We start from the raw sequence: 14,556 nt of genomic DNA on the forward strand, positions 1-14,556 counted from the left end.
GCTTATGCCCTGTCCAAGCTTTCCCTATCTCCATAAGTGTCCTCATTCCTTTAATTGATCTAGAACTGCTTGAAAATTTTGTTGCTCCCCTACTTCACGAAATAATTGAAAGGGATTACTCATTTTTTTCATGCGCTCCATGACAAAGGGAATCGTAAAAAGTGTTGGCGTTAGGTTTTCATTGACCTCCTCCCATAGAAGCGGTGTTGCTACTAAACCCATTTCATTGCCCCGAGTAGAATACGGGGCAATGATAGTCTTGCCCTCTGCATGCTGCACATAATCTAAATATAATTTTTCATGACGATTCTTTTTTAAACGCTCAATTGTATATAAATTTGGCTTTTGCTCACATAAAAAGCGACAAACAAACTCTGTAAATATACGTACCTCTTCATAAGTAAATGTATTTGCGGGTAAAGGAATATACAGCTGTAAACCTTTTCCACCTGATGTTTTGACGAAGGATTGGAGCTGAAAATAATCCATAATGTTCTTTAAATCAAGTGCTCCTGAAACGGCTAATGAAAAATCTTGTACTGAGGGAGGATCTAAGTCGAAAACGATTTCTGTCGGGTACGGAGAATGATGTGTTTGAAATGGAATGTGGAACTCTAATGCCAGCTGATTTCCAAGCCACAATAACGTTTCCAAGTTATTACACACGATATAATCAATATCATCCATCACAGCTGTTGCCACAAAATTAGGCATTTTTTCTGGTTTACTTTTTTGATAAAAACTTTCGCCTGGAACACCATGTGGATAGCGTATTAGCGTTAGAGGACGATCCTTTAGAAAAGGCATTAAATAGGGCGAAATATTTTGCAAATAGAACAAGTATTGATCCTTTGTAATCCCCATATTCGGCCATACAGGCTTGTCTGGATGTGTGATAGCAACTGAATCAGGGATAGGATACAGTTGACGTTGCATGTGCAGAAAATGACATTCCTTAGGTGATATCTCTAATCGAAAGGCATGAAATCTAGGTTCCCTAAGCTTACTACCATCAAAATCAATACAGGCAATATCAACACAAATCGAAGGTTCAAGTTCCCATAGCTCCTTTTTACGCAGTCCATTAGTCTGAAAGAATTTGACAAGTGTTTGATGCTCTTCCTCTGTCATCCCATGCTTAAACGTAACAACTTCTCGTAATTGATTGTCCTCAAAAACTGCACCATGAAAATAACTATTGCTATGGTCATATTGTGTGACAATGACTGTGACATAACGCCAATTTTTTATCTTTAACCAGTGATTTGATCGTATGTTTTCAAGCCATTTACTTGTTTTCTTCTTAGCAACAATGCCTTCCCCATTGTAAAGCTTGATGGACTGCCATAAGCTCTCATGCTCCTCACTACCATGTATGACTTGGATAGGCGTTGGATTCTCATAGTTTACGCTTGGCCATTTGAACTTCGTCGCAAGCTTGCCCAATTGCTCCTTACGCGTTTTTAAATAGTGGTTTTGGAGAGATTCTCCTTTAAGGGTTAAAACATCAAATGCTAGATAGTGAAAAGGACATGAATGAGCATGTTCCTGAATCACGTCTTGATTTTGCATTCTCCCCCTCTTCTGAACAACGGCAAAATCACTTTTAAAATGATTGCGTAAATAAACTAACTCTCCATCCAAGGTTAGGGGTAAAAAGGTTTGGATGGATGCATATATTTGCTGACAAAAAGCTAAAATTTCGGGAAACAAGTGATTTAAATGTCGTCCATTTCTGCTAATGAGCTTCGGCTCCTCATCCCAAACTAATAAGCAGCGAAAACCATCATATTTTGTTTCAAATAGCCATTCATCTCCACTAGGAATATCGTTTGTTTCGGATAAAAGCATTGGTTTCATTCCGCTATACCTACTTTGCTTTTTATATTCAGTGTTTGAAGATTTCATTTTAAGATACATAAAAAACCTCAAAATACATCATAGTAAGAAAAACGAGGTGACAACAATGCATACAGTGTGGAAAGGCAGTATTTCCTTTGGACTTGTTAATATTCCTGTGAAACTACATGCTGCAACTGAAAATAAAGATGTCAAATTGCGTCAGCTTCACAAAGACTGCCATACGCCGATTAGCTATAAAAAGGTTTGTGAGGGCTGTAACCAAGAGGTAACAGATGAGGATATCGTGAAGGCTTATGAATATGCCAAAAATAAATTTGTTGTGTTGGATCAAGAGGATTTAGAAAACTTGCGTAAGGAAAATGAAGATAAGGCTGTGGAAATTATTGATTTTGTGCAATTAACTGAAATCGATCCAATCTATTTTGAACGCACCTATTTTTTATCACCCGATTCGACGGGAGCCAAAGCCTATTCATTGTTACGAAAAACATTAGAACAATCAGGGAAAATTGGCATTGCCAAAATCGTTATCCGCTCTAAAGAGCAGCTTGCCATTGTGCGTGTTTATCAAAATGCCCTTGTGATGGAAACAATTCACTATCCAGATGAGGTAAGAAGCATTGGCGATGTCCCTAATATTCCAAGTGAACAGGATGTAGTACAAAAGGAGCTCGATACAGCCCTCATGTTAGTGGAACAACTAACAACTACATTCAACCCTGAAAAATATACAGATGATTACCGCAATGCTTTATTAGAACTAATTGAAGAAAAGAAAGCTACAAATACGATATCTACAAGCGATAAACAACGTCCAATTCCTGAAAATGTCACGGATTTAATGACAGCTCTACAGGCCTCTTTAGAAAAAACAAAAAAGCCCGCTACAAGAAAACGGACTACACGTACAAAGAAAAATGCTTAAGAACAAGCGTATCCTGACATCGGGATACGCTTTAGAATTGTCGAAAATAGGAATCTAAATCCTTTTTGCGCTGGATCATTAAAAGTTTAGCCAATACAGCATGTTGCTGTTTAAAGAATTTAGGCTTTCCTACCCTTTCAAAGCGTTTATTCCAACGAAACATTTTAAAAAAGATCGAAAAAGTAGGTTGATAGTGAGCTTTTTCCAAGCCCATTTTTTGTTTTATAAATCTTTTTATTATACGAAAGACTCGAATTTTATAAGGCGTATCGAGAAAGATAATGCAATCAGCTTGCTGGAAGCTATCAACAACCCAATCCTCCTGATGGATCCCCTCTATAATCCAACTGTTCGTTTGGAGAATGGTTTGTAAGTGCTCCTTTTTTTCTTCATCTGTTCTTAGAATATCCCCTGATTCCTTTCGCATCCATGCCACATTATCAAGCTCATAATAAGGAATCTGCAAGGTTTTAGATAACTTCCTCGCCAATGTTGTTTTCCCACTGCCAACGGACCCAATGATATGTATTTTTTGTGGAAACGCTTTTGTCACAGAACCCCTCCATTATATGTACCTTTGTAGAAATAATTCCTTTATTATACAATAGATTTCAGCTGACATAACGATAGTTTCCCAAGAACATTCGTTCCTAATTATGGTATAATAAAGGAAAAACTAGGAGATCTTTATTCATGACAATACATGAGCAAATGTCGCAACAACAAATAGCTGGCCTCAGCATTGCCTATATAAAGGATGGTGAGCTTCAGAAAGCAGAGTGTTTTGGTCTATTAGAGGTCGGGAAAACTAACAGAATCAATACCGAAACCATCTTCAATGCCTGTTCAATTAGTAAACTAGTTACAAGCATTTTAGTGATGAAGCTGGTCGAGCAAGGTATAGTAGATTTAGATGAGGATATTAATCAAAAGCTCACATCTTGGAAGATGCCAGAGCATAGCTACACTCAGGAAAAAAAAGTAACATTACGACATTTGTTAAGTCATCAGGCCGGGATTAGTGACCCTAAAGGCAGCTTCTCTCCCTTACATTCACTATGGCAGAGGCCTTCGATGGTCGACTTATTAAAAGGTACAACTCCTTATTGTTCCATACCAATCGATAGTACTTTTGAGGCTGAGCAAGAATTTCACTATTCAGATGCTGGCTTTTGCATTGTTCAATTGCTGATTGAGGATACAACAGGCTCAAGTTTTTCAACACTCATGACAGACGTGATTTTCCGACTACTAGCCATGACAAATAGCTTTTTTTCTTCCGCAGTCCCAACTGCCAATACAGCAAGTGGTCATCAGAAAGATGGCACCCTAACAGCACAAAGATACCCTATTTACCCGTATGATGCAGCTTGTGGATTATGGACAACACCGTCAGATCTAGCAAAATTATTACAAGAGGTAATACAGGCCTTAAAGGGAAAGGGTACACTTGGTTTAGCTTCAATCCATGAGCTAATTCGTCCTCAGGGCTGTAAAGAATGGATGGGCCTTGGTGTATTTCTTGATGATGCTGGTGAGCAGCTTGAAATATCCTCACTTGGCTGGGGCGTTGGCTATCAATGTATGCTAGTGGCCTACCCCCACCTAGGCAAAGGCTTTGTTGCCATGATTAACACCGATACAGGCGTCCATCAAATGCAAGGTCTCTTAGGAGAAATCTATCGTTCCTTTATCCAATAAAGAAGAGGCTTGATTTAAGCCTCTTTCCTTACCTCATAATGCAGTTGTACCATTTGACCATATCGTTTTGTTTCCAATAGCCTTAAGTTTTCGAATGGACGGGGAGATTTAAACAAGGGTATCCCTGAGCCCAGTAAATGGGGTGTAATCGTAATAATCCATTCGTCAATTAGCCGCTCCTGTAAAAAAGCATCTAGAAGGTCCCCTCCCCCTACCATCCAAATCTTTGTGCCTTCTTGCTCTTTTAAACGTTGAGTAAATGTGATGACATCCTCCTGGATAAACGTCACATGCTCATTTTCCCCAGTTTGAGTTGTTGAGAACACATAGCATTTTTTATCAGGATAAGGGAACGGTTTAAGATGTTCTAGGATATAATCATATGTTCGTTTTCCCATAATGACGGTATCAATGGTCTGATACATATCAGTATAGCCATTATCACCCTCTCCCTCTGTTTCCTCTAGCCACTGTAGATCATCATTTTCCTTAGCAATAAATCCATCTAAACTCCCTGCAATAAATACCAGTATTTCCCGTGACATTACGTCAGCTCCTCTTCTTTTGAAAATCTCTTGTACAATCTCTATACTAAATATAAAACATGACAACTATTGGCATGATTAAATAAAAAGGTGAAAAAATATGACCAAAGCTAAACGATTAATTGATATTTTGCTATTTGTCAGTAAGAAAAAGAAATTTACAGCGCAGGAAATTGCCGACACCTTCCATATTTCCGTGCGAACGGTGCATCGTTACCTTTTGGATTTAAGTGATATGGGGCTACCCATTTACGCGGAACAGGGAAGATATGGGGGCTATACGGTGCTATCAAATGCCATTCTCCCCCCGATATTATTTACCGAGGAAGAGGCGGTCGCCATTTTCTTTGCATTCCAGTCTTTGCACTATTATCGTGATTTACCCTTTAATACTGAAATGAAGTCTGTCTCTCAAAAGCTGTATGAATCCTTACAGAAGGAAGCCAAGAAAAAGGTGGATACGCTGCAATCCTATATTGCCTTTTGGAACCCTAAAAGAGCCATTACAACACCACTCTTAACGGACGTTTTAGAGGCTATCATCAACCAATCACAATTGCATATCCAGTATGAATCGAAGTCTGGTATCACCTCTAAGCATATCCAGCCTATTGGCGTGTACGCTCATGATGGCTTATGGTATATGCCTGCGCTACTGCTATCAAATGAAAGAATATTACTCTTCCGTGTAGATCGAATTAAAGGGATAAAAATTAGTGAAGCAACCCATAAAACGACGATGAATTTGCAGCAATGGCTTGAAACTGACTATGAGCCACAGCTGCCTATTCGGTTATATGTAGAATTATCAAGCGAGGGCGTTCGTCAATGTTTAAGTGAACCCCATCTTGAAAAAGCGGTTGTTCGACATAGTGATGGAACAGGCTATATCGATACGATCATCGATCAACATGAGCTCCACTTTAATAGCTCCCTTTTCTTTCGCCTTGGTCAACATGCGATTGTCAAAGAACCGTACGCACTAATTCAGCTTATACGTCAGCATGCATATGAGCTATTAGCGATTTACCCTGAGCCAATAGAGCCTCTATAAGATGACAATTTTGTCAGATTCACGTAACATTCATCGTTACTACTTTTAAAAGATCTTCCTTATAATTGGTTTTGAAGGAGGAGATATACGTTGCAACCGACCAACAGTAATAAACGAATTGATACATTAGATTATTTAAGAGGGTTCGCCTTACTGGGCATTATTTTAGTCAATATCCCCTCATTAATGTGGATTGAACCACCTGAATTGGCAAACGATATTGCCTATAGCCGCTTTCTAACACTTTTTGTAGAGGGTAAATTTTTTATCATTTTTTCATTTTTATTTGGAATAGGATTCTATCTCTTTATTTCACGCGCACAGGCAAGGGGCGAAAAAGCCTATGCCTTATTTAGTCGTAGGCTTTTGATTTTACTGTTTATGGGGCTAGTGCATTTTTATTTCCAACCAGGTGAAGCCTTAACTGTCTATGCTATCTTTAGCTTTGTAGCCTTACCTTTTTATAAAATGCGCAAAGACATCAATCTCATCCTTGGATTCATCCTATTAGCCATCACTGCCTATTTTGGTCTAAAAATTTTAATGCCATTTCCACTGATTTTGCTTGGTCTAGCTGCTGGTCAATATCATTTATTTGAAAATATCTCGTTACATCGAAATAAAATCATGTTCGTGACGATTGTAATGGGCTTTATAAGCATGGCTAGCTGGTTTTATCAATGGCAGTATGTCCCTGAGCCTCTTGTTAATATCCAGCATTTGCCCAAGGATCAGCTAGCGGCTCATATTACAAATATTGAGCAATTTTCATTAATCGGACTACAGTTTAGCCCATTCGCTTCTGCCTTTTACATGGGAACAATCATCCTATTATTACAAAGCACTTTGTTCCAGCGACTATTGGCACCGTTAAAAGCATATGGGCGCATGGCCTTGACTAATTACCTGGGGCAAACAGCGCTTATTCTCTTAATTGGCCATACTTTCGGTTTAATTGGACAACTTCGCTATCTTGAATCTTTGTGGATTTGTCTAGGCATTTATGGTTGCCAATTGCTCTTTAGTAAGCTATGGCTATACTTTTTCCGCTTTGGCCCTATGGAATGGCTATGGCGAATCGGGACATATTGGACAATTCCTCCCCTACGACAAAGTACGAAAGATTATTTATCGTAAAGGATAAACACCTATCAGCTTGGTGGTAAACATCATATATTGGTAATGTACCCTACTCGCTTTCCATCTTTGCTCATATCTTCAGCAAGAAACACATCCCCATTTTATTTAGTCACCAAAGTGACTAATTTAAAAACAGCGTTAAGCCATTATTAACGCTGTTTTTTTACTTTTAATACATCTAATAAGTGAATCATTGGGGTTACTTTGTGGGGAATAGGTATTAAAAGCTAATAAAGTTACTGGGACATAAACATACAAGTCACTGGATTTTAAAATCCAGTGACTTGTATTCATTACCATTATTTTTCTCTTGCAAGCAAGTATAGCTCTTTATCTTGATAATTGGTTCACTGTACTAAATACGGGTTAATGCGCCATCAGGTTTGGGAATTTCTTGAACTGTTAGCTGATTCATTTTACAAAAATGTTTAAAGAATTGTTGTGCCAACTCCAGTTCTTTTGGGTCACTTTTCAACGAAATGATATCAAGTAAAATTTGAGCCATCCATAAATTTTCGAAATAACGATATTTCCCTGTTTTCCATGTCATTTTTTCGGGGAATTTTTCATTGATATAATATTGCCAGAAAAGTAACTGATCCGATTCCTGTTCTGTCAGTTGAATTCTGTATTTTGAATGAGCAGGAATATGTCCATCTTCACACAGCTTGCCGACGAATTTTTCATTCACCATATAGACACCTAAGATGCGTCTATCACTTTCAGGCTGGCTGGAATCTCTTGCTGTTAAAAGGACAGCGCTATTTTGGTGCAAGCGGCTCGGCTTGTTTGGCTTCCCTTTATTATTACCACTCTTTAATATACCTGAAAAAACATTCCACTCTGAAACAGAACTATTCTGTTCCTCTGAATCACACCAAAAAACCATCTGTGATGCGGGATGAAGTTTATAATTACTCATAAGTTTTTCGTGTTCCAAGCGAAGCAAGAGTTCTTTCCGTTGAAGTTCTTTGGCCTCTTCCATCCGCGATTCTTCTTCTTTTCGTTCAATTTCTTTTTTTTGTATAATTTCCTCAAGTAACTTAGCATCACTTTTATCATGTATTGTTAGGTGCTTTCCAAATACATCTGGAAAAACAAACCTTTTATTTTCTGATGCAAAATGTATTTCAATACTTGAATCATTTTGATTAACTATACTACCTATGCCAAAACGCTTGTGTGTAACTTTCTTATTAATTAGATTCATTCATCTAGTCCTCCTTATGGAATAAAAATTAAGTTACTATTAGATAGTAAAATTTCAAATAACTTCTTTAAAACAATTTCGAATTTTTCTTCTGTTTAAAAATAAAAAAACGTATCCAAATTCTTTCTGCAAAATAGGACATCGGAATTCGAAATACGTTTATAAAAAAATGATCGTAAGACTATTATAACATTTTTTAATAAAATTACAAATTTATTATTGACAACACATTTTTACATGAGTTAAAATATTTATTTATTCTCTGAATGTCATTAGAATCCTGTTAGAAAAGACCATAAACTTCTAAAAAATGCCTTATAAAATCCAACTTTTCCTTGTTACCTATTTGATGCCCATAAATTCTTCACCTGTTTCTTACCCTAAGCATACAATGCAAATAATACCCTTTTTTGTAGGGAGGATTATATGAAGCAAAATAAAGGTAATCGGAATAATGAGGGATTGGAATCCGTGAGTCAAGCAGCTAAGTTGGCTGTCATTGCGGGGGCGATTACAACACTTGGAGACGCTCTAGCGACCATTGCGGCTGGTCTTGCGCTAGAGGATGAGTTGAAGGAAATTGAAAGTAATAGCAATGATATTGACAAACTACAAAAGCAAATTGACGAATTAAATTATGAAATGAAACAATTAAAAAGGATGTTACGGTAATACCGTCTGTACACAAAAACGACAATACCACATGGATATTGTCGTTTTTTAGGCTATTTAGCAGCCCAAAGTTCAATCTCTATTTTGATATCTGGTAGCCCCAATGCAGATACATAAGCAATAGTCATAGAGGGATAGGAATGACCAAACATTACTTCCCATTGCTGATAGAAATGATGCCAATCAATCTCCTCTGTCGCCCATATATTCACCTTTACCACATGAGATGCATCCAATCCCTCAGTTGCTAAAAGCGCTTCAATATTTCTAAATGTATTGGTGGTTTGTTCAATTAAATCTGCAGGCAGTTGATCATCTTGATCAACCCCAATTTGTCCAGAGAATGCATACATTGTTGCATCTTTCGGGATGATTGTGATGTGGCTATATTTCCCAACAGGGCTAGGTACCTGCATTGGATTTTTACGTACTATGTTAGTTTTCATATTCTTTTCTCCTTTAGGATTGTATTTTTTTCTAAAAAAGGGCAGACTTATCCCATGTTCGTTGATTTTAGAAAAAAACAGCTGTGGAGAACCCTATACCCATGCTTAAAAAACGAATAGCTCTTTTTTTCATGTGAATTCTCCTCCTTGGCCCTAAAGTTATGTTCACTTTACCATTTCTATCCTAGACAATCAATGAAATACCCAAACTCTTTTGCATTTCATCGATTATTTCTCAGGCAATTAACTATTCAACCATAGCAATCACAACATATATATAGTAGTGTAAAGCTAAATTAGCCTTACACCTCCGAAATTGTTACTAGGGTCACTCCATCCCAAGTGTCCCTTTGCATAAAAGAACTAGGTACCCCTCTTTGGCGGTACCTGGTTTTTTTGTTATTTGGGGTCGAGTCGCACTTATGTTGGCTAAGTTTTGTCCACCTGCATTACAGCTAGTTTTAATTCATCTGCAAGTAATGCTGAGGTGTAGAATTCTTATACGGAAATATACCATAGCCAATACAAGAACTATAAACTTAAATATAATTACACAGCACACTTCCCTAATGAGATCCTTTTGCTTTAAGCTCAAATACTAGAGATTCTTTGTCTAAGCATTGTTTATACAACAAATATAGAAAATGAATGCAGTATGCAACAAAAATGTTAAGCTTAGTAATTATGAGCCGAGTCATGTTTACATAATTAAGAGATAAAAATATGAATCCCTCCTGTAATAACACTTAATGCCGCTATTGAGATATGGATTGTTCGCAAGCTTCGATTTTTTCTATAGTTGAATAAATTCATTCCTATAATAGCAGTAATTGATAAAAGAATAATTGCAATTAAGCCAATAATTCCTTCATTCTCCAATTCACCCTCATTAAAGTACATGATTATCCCATGACCAATACCTAACAACAATGCCATTGTGCCAAAAAGAATATGATATCTACCTATTAACTTTGCTACGTATAAATATAGCCCTTTAGATTGTGGGAAAGTACGAGTTACAGACTTCAAGAAAGTTCTAATAGGAAAAATCATACCCGCTGCACCAATTCCTATGAATGTACACCAACCAATTAATTCACCAAGGTCCTCATAACGCCCTTCTTCGTGTTGTTGTCTACCGTTACCCTCATCATACTCATCTTTTCCTTCAAAAATATCATCTGCATAAATGGGATTTACATCATACAAAAAAAACATAACTACCAATACTATCCCAAACATTTTTAAATATCGCATAGGAGATCTCCTTCCATATTGAGGTTCAACATTAGTCTAAGCAACCAATATGAAAAAAATCTGAAAAACGGTACTAGAAAAAATTACGATATTTAATTTAAATTTCTTTTTTGGCTTAGAATAAGTAGAAGATTGGTCGCACAAAAAATTCAGGTGGATTTCATAATGTTGTTATAAATTAGTTATATTGAATATAAAAAAGGTAGGAGGAGCTTCGTTGAAAATACTGATAGCAGAAGATGATAATCGATTAAGAAAAAACATTGTTCACATCATTCAAAAAGAATTTCATCAGGTGGATGCTGTAGATAATGGTCAGCATGCATTAGAATACATACTGTTTCATACATACGATCTAGTCATTTTAGATTGGATGATGCCAGAAATAAGCGGTATTGATGTGTGCAAAGAAGCTAGAAGAAATGGTTATGAAGGTGGCATTTTAATACTAACAGCAAAGGATGATTGCAATGACATCATCTGCGGATTAGATGCAGGTGCTGACGATTATGTTGTTAAACCATTTAAAATGGAAGAACTCTTAGCGAGAATACGTGCCATTTTAAGAAGAAAAAATAAATCCATTCATCAAATCATTCAAATTGATGATTTAAAGTTATATTTGGATTCCAGAACACTTTTTAAAGATAATCAAGAAATACTATTAACTAAAAACGAATTTTTATTGTTAGAGTACCTTTTTATCAACAAAGGCATCATTCTTACTAGAGAACAAATTTACACACAAGTATGGGGCTTTGATCATGAAATGACAAACAACAACCTTGATGCGTTAGTAAAATTAGTTCGTAAAAAAATCGATCATAATCGTCCAAAATCCATTATTGAAAACATTAGAGGAATAGGATACAGAGTGAGGTAGCATGTTTAAGAAAACTCGTAAAAAACTAACTTTATTTAACTCCATTTATTTTATAGGCTTTTTCTTTGCTTTTCTTATTATTCTATATTTTTCATTAGTTCAACTAATGGATTATCAACAAATAGAAGAACTAGAAACTTATTATAAAGAACAATATCATGACTTTTTTGAGCACAAAAATGATAATGAAGGGAAATTAGAATTTAACCCAAATGGTATGTATTTTTACTATATTTATACAAAAGACCAGATACTAGTCCACGGTGACGAAAACTATCAAGGTTTATTTAAAGATCTAGAAAAAATCATTCAAACGGAAGATCCTTCTAAACGTTTTGTAAAAAATATAAAGTGGCGCGATAAACATCTTTTAATTTTATCGAAACCCATTCAGCCGAACGATGAATTTCTTGGATATATTGTTATAGGCAAATCGACCACATCACAATATCATTTTTTTCAAAAAATGATCTTACTGTTTATTGTTTTAATTATAATTTTTACGATAATAATTGGATTCTTAAGTTACTACATGGCAGGAAAAGCCATGATTCCCATTCAACATGCACTTGAAAAACAGAAAAGCTTTGTTTCAGATGCTTCTCATGAGTTAAGAACACCGCTAAGTGTATTTTATAGTTCACTCGATATTTTAGAAACTGATGAAGCTAATAATATGAGTGATTTCGGTAAAGAATTGATTGAAGATTTAAAGCATGAAGCAGAGTTAATGAAAGAGCTATTAGATAAACTATTATTTTTAGCCCGACATGACAAAAATCGTATTCATTCAACTAAAGAAAAAATCTCCTTAACAGAGTTGCTACTAACGATTAGTAGGAAGTTTAAAAGAGCGTTACCGAAATCAATCGTTTTCGAAACAGAAATCCAACCTAATGTTGAATTTATTGGAAATTCAAATAATATAACTGAATTAATTTATATATTATTAGATAATGCCGCTCAGTACACACAAAGAGGATCAATCTATCTAAAGCTTTTACAAACTGATAAAATGATATATATCTACATTGAAGATACAGGCATTGGGATTTCTAAGGAAGACCTACCTTTTATTTTTGATAGATTTTTCCGGAGTGATGCTGTGAGAAACAGAAACGGAACAGGACTAGGACTTGCTATAGCTGATTCTATTGTTCAAGATCACGGAGGAACATTCACAGTTCAAAGCGAATTGGAAAAAGGTACAACATTTTGTATTCAATTTCCTCTTTATACTAAAAAATAGGCTCTTCATCGTTACATGATGGATAAACCATAGAATGGCATTACATGTATCAGTAGTGCCATTCAACTAGTTTATTTTTTTGAGCTACTTTGGCAGTCTAGCTAACATGGAGAAACTGCCTTTCATCCATTCATGCATCGCTTACTTGCTAACCCCTTGCTTTTGATCTTTCTTCTTAAATCCATCACTCATCAACCTTACAAGTAGTGCGGTAATTATAACCATTACCGTACTGCTATAAAATAAAATTACCAACATTTGATTAGAGTCAGTACCAATGAATAGCCCATGAATAAGTGATAATATCCAAGCAGGTAAAACAAGAAAATGCATCTTCTTCCAAAGTGAAAAGTTCATTTTATTTATCCATATATCTGATGTTAAAAGAACTATTAAAAATAAATAAAAAGCTATGGTTCCTAGCCCAGACAACAATGCCTGATAGTTAGCGCTAAAAGGTAATACGATTTCAGAAATAGTATAGGGTTCGTATTGATCAATCATTAGTAAAAGTAAATGTACAATAACAGTTATAAATCCCATCCATCCACTCATTTGATGTAATTGAAAGTATAAGTTTTTATTGGACTTGAGAGTAGAAGATTTCCTTAGTAAACCAAAAAAAATTGACATACTGAAGTAAAAATAACTTAAAAGCCCTAATAATCGAATCCATTCCCAAGTACTAAATAACATCTAATTTTTCTCCTCCTTTCAGCCAATATATACTTCCATCATCTTTTGCTATTAAGCAAGCACAAGGCATCTGTAGTTTGTCAAACCATACTTGTAATTCTTGTTCATTTAATAAAAAAGCCAGTTTTGTTGCCACTTCTGCTTGACATAATGAGTTTGTTATTATCGTTGTTTGAAGGATAGGGCTAATGATTACCTCTCCGGTTCTTCCATCTAATAAGTGATGCTTTTCTTTCCCCTGCTGTTTCCAACTTCTGAATATACGATTCGATGTGGCAATTGCTCCATTTTGAATTCTAATTGAACTGATCTCTTCGTGTATATGAAATGGATGAGCAATCCCAATGGTCCATGTCTTTTTGCCTGACGACCACATTTTCATATCTCCACCACCATCTACAATTCCAAACTCTGGAGAAACCTGTCTAAGCCAATCAGCTATTTTTTCAACTACGTATCCTTTGGCAAATCCACCTAAATCAATTAATTGATTATCCGTTTTTAAAACTTCATTGTGATCCAAAAAAAGAAATGGCTTATTTGTCTTTTTTTCTATTTGTATTGCCTTATACGTTGATTCTTGAAAAGGAAAGGATCGATCATACCCATGTTGTTCTAAATGTAATTTTAAATACGGAGAAAATATATTATTAGTTAATGTATAATAGTTGTCTGCTGCTTTTAAACAATCATATAATGCAGGAGAAATTCTACCTATTTCTCCTACCTTTAGTTGATTAATTTGATTTAACTCATTATTTGGCTCAAATCTCGACCACTCTCTTGCAACGTGTTGCAACCATTTCACCACTTTGTCTTTCCAATCCATTTTTTGCGTTCCAGCAATTTCAATATAAAAGTTTGTATTCATCGTGTTTAATGAAAGGGTATCCAAGCAACTTCAACTCCACTTCA

General features: G+C 35.8%; 15 protein-coding genes. 7 read left to right on the forward strand and 8 right to left on the reverse strand.

What is annotated here, in order from left to right; genetic code table 11:
• Window positions 1-42: 42 nt before the first annotated feature.
• Window positions 43-1,860 (reverse strand): DNA ligase D, encoded by a 1,818-nt coding sequence (locus tag MKY76_RS13165; RefSeq protein ID WP_342556703.1) that lies wholly within the window; start codon window positions 1,858-1,860, stop codon window positions 43-45.
• A gap of 106 nt (window positions 1,861-1,966) precedes the next feature.
• On the opposite strand from MKY76_RS13165, the gene MKY76_RS13170 reads away from it, so the two are divergent.
• Window positions 1,967-2,788, forward strand: a complete 822-nt coding sequence (locus tag MKY76_RS13170; protein ID WP_004225181.1) for a Ku protein — start codon at window positions 1,967-1,969, stop codon at window positions 2,786-2,788.
• Window positions 2,789-2,819: 31 nt separating this feature from the next.
• Here the strand turns inward: MKY76_RS13170 and MKY76_RS13175 are convergent, their stop codons facing one another.
• Window positions 2,820-3,341 carry an AAA family ATPase gene (locus tag MKY76_RS13175; RefSeq protein WP_066037299.1) on the reverse strand — a complete coding sequence of 174 codons (522 nt, stop codon included), beginning with the start codon at window positions 3,339-3,341 and terminating at the stop codon, window positions 2,820-2,822.
• Window positions 3,342-3,481: 140 nt separating this feature from the next.
• Between MKY76_RS13175 and MKY76_RS13180 the strand changes: the two genes are divergently transcribed.
• Window positions 3,482-4,489: a serine hydrolase domain-containing protein gene (locus tag MKY76_RS13180; protein WP_342556704.1), complete on the forward strand. Its 1,008-nt coding sequence runs from the start codon at window positions 3,482-3,484 to the stop codon at window positions 4,487-4,489.
• Between the two features lie 14 nt (window positions 4,490-4,503).
• Here the strand turns inward: MKY76_RS13180 and MKY76_RS13185 are convergent, their stop codons facing one another.
• Complete coding sequence (locus MKY76_RS13185; protein WP_342556705.1) at window positions 4,504-5,034, reverse strand: dihydrofolate reductase family protein; 531 nt, start codon at window positions 5,032-5,034, stop codon at window positions 4,504-4,506.
• Between the two features lie 100 nt (window positions 5,035-5,134).
• On the opposite strand from MKY76_RS13185, the gene MKY76_RS13190 reads away from it, so the two are divergent.
• Together MKY76_RS13190 and MKY76_RS13195 are read left to right on the forward strand one after the other, a co-directional pair.
• A complete protein-coding gene (locus MKY76_RS13190; RefSeq protein WP_066037296.1) occupies window positions 5,135-6,088 on the forward strand; it encodes a YafY family protein in 954 nt (317 codons plus the stop codon).
• A gap of 90 nt (window positions 6,089-6,178) precedes the next feature.
• Window positions 6,179-7,225 carry a DUF418 domain-containing protein gene (locus MKY76_RS13195; protein WP_342556706.1) on the forward strand — a complete coding sequence of 349 codons (1,047 nt, stop codon included), beginning with the start codon at window positions 6,179-6,181 and terminating at the stop codon, window positions 7,223-7,225.
• A 358-nt stretch (window positions 7,226-7,583) separates the two neighbouring features.
• Here the strand turns inward: MKY76_RS13195 and MKY76_RS13200 are convergent, their stop codons facing one another.
• Complete coding sequence (locus MKY76_RS13200; RefSeq protein WP_342556707.1) at window positions 7,584-8,438, reverse strand: malate synthase; 855 nt, start codon at window positions 8,436-8,438, stop codon at window positions 7,584-7,586.
• Window positions 8,439-8,864: 426 nt separating this feature from the next.
• Here MKY76_RS13200 and MKY76_RS13205 point away from each other — a divergent pair, with 426 nt between their 5' ends.
• Window positions 8,865-9,110 (forward strand): hypothetical protein, encoded by a 246-nt coding sequence (locus MKY76_RS13205; RefSeq protein WP_048392591.1) that lies wholly within the window; start codon window positions 8,865-8,867, stop codon window positions 9,108-9,110.
• Window positions 9,111-9,163: 53 nt separating this feature from the next.
• Here the strand turns inward: MKY76_RS13205 and MKY76_RS13210 are convergent, their stop codons facing one another.
• Together MKY76_RS13210 and MKY76_RS13215 are read right to left on the reverse strand one after the other, a co-directional pair.
• Window positions 9,164-9,556, reverse strand: a complete 393-nt coding sequence (locus MKY76_RS13210; RefSeq protein WP_036076405.1) for a RidA family protein — start codon at window positions 9,554-9,556, stop codon at window positions 9,164-9,166.
• 708 nt (window positions 9,557-10,264) lie between these two features.
• A complete protein-coding gene (locus MKY76_RS13215; protein ID WP_054550288.1) occupies window positions 10,265-10,813 on the reverse strand; it encodes a hypothetical protein in 549 nt (182 codons plus the stop codon).
• 217 nt (window positions 10,814-11,030) lie between these two features.
• Between MKY76_RS13215 and MKY76_RS13220 the strand changes: the two genes are divergently transcribed.
• Together MKY76_RS13220 and MKY76_RS13225 are read left to right on the forward strand one after the other, a co-directional pair.
• Window positions 11,031-11,696, forward strand: coding sequence for a response regulator transcription factor (locus MKY76_RS13220; protein WP_036076407.1), 666 nt, complete (start codon window positions 11,031-11,033; stop codon window positions 11,694-11,696).
• 106 nt (window positions 11,697-11,802) lie between these two features.
• Complete coding sequence (locus MKY76_RS13225) at window positions 11,803-12,945, forward strand: HAMP domain-containing sensor histidine kinase (protein ID WP_244205574.1); 1,143 nt, start codon at window positions 11,803-11,805, stop codon at window positions 12,943-12,945.
• A 141-nt stretch (window positions 12,946-13,086) separates the two neighbouring features.
• Here MKY76_RS13225 and MKY76_RS13230 read toward each other — a convergent pair whose 3' ends face one another.
• Entirely contained in the window at window positions 13,087-13,641 is a 555-nt protein-coding gene (locus MKY76_RS13230; protein ID WP_036076409.1) for a ferric reductase-like transmembrane domain-containing protein, read from the reverse strand.
• Complete coding sequence (locus MKY76_RS13235; RefSeq protein WP_066037293.1) at window positions 13,631-14,536, reverse strand: FAD:protein FMN transferase; 906 nt, start codon at window positions 14,534-14,536, stop codon at window positions 13,631-13,633. Before MKY76_RS13235 ends, MKY76_RS13230 begins: the two co-directional genes overlap by 11 nt.
• Between the last annotated feature and the right edge of the window lie 20 nt (window positions 14,537-14,556).

Source organism: Lysinibacillus sp. FSL P4-0201 (assembly GCF_038593425.1).
GTDB classification, from domain to species: domain Bacteria; phylum Bacillota; class Bacilli; order Bacillales_A; family Planococcaceae; genus Lysinibacillus; species Lysinibacillus capsici.

Bases quoted from the DNA above. Each gene is read 5' to 3' on its own strand.
- MKY76_RS13215 (WP_054550288.1), bottom strand. From the start codon at position 10,813: ATGCGATATTTAAAAATGTTTGGGATAGTATTGGTAGTTATGTTTTTT.
- MKY76_RS13205 (WP_048392591.1), top strand. From the start codon at position 8,865: ATGAAGCAAAATAAAGGTAATCGGAATAATGAGGGATTGGAATCCGTG.
- MKY76_RS13210 (WP_036076405.1), bottom strand. From the start codon at position 9,556: ATGAAAACTAACATAGTACGTAAAAATCCAATGCAGGTACCTAGCCCT.
- MKY76_RS13225 (WP_244205574.1), top strand. From the start codon at position 11,803: ATGGATTATCAACAAATAGAAGAACTAGAAACTTATTATAAAGAACAA.
- MKY76_RS13230 (WP_036076409.1), bottom strand. From the start codon at position 13,641: ATGTTATTTAGTACTTGGGAATGGATTCGATTATTAGGGCTTTTAAGT.
- MKY76_RS13170 (WP_004225181.1), top strand. From the start codon at position 1,967: ATGCATACAGTGTGGAAAGGCAGTATTTCCTTTGGACTTGTTAATATT.
- MKY76_RS13185 (WP_342556705.1), bottom strand. From the start codon at position 5,034: ATGTCACGGGAAATACTGGTATTTATTGCAGGGAGTTTAGATGGATTT.
- MKY76_RS13190 (WP_066037296.1), top strand. From the start codon at position 5,135: ATGACCAAAGCTAAACGATTAATTGATATTTTGCTATTTGTCAGTAAG.
- MKY76_RS13180 (WP_342556704.1), top strand. From the start codon at position 3,482: ATGACAATACATGAGCAAATGTCGCAACAACAAATAGCTGGCCTCAGC.
- MKY76_RS13200 (WP_342556707.1), bottom strand. From the start codon at position 8,438: ATGAATCTAATTAATAAGAAAGTTACACACAAGCGTTTTGGCATAGGT.
- MKY76_RS13165 (WP_342556703.1), bottom strand. From the start codon at position 1,860: ATGAAACCAATGCTTTTATCCGAAACAAACGATATTCCTAGTGGAGAT.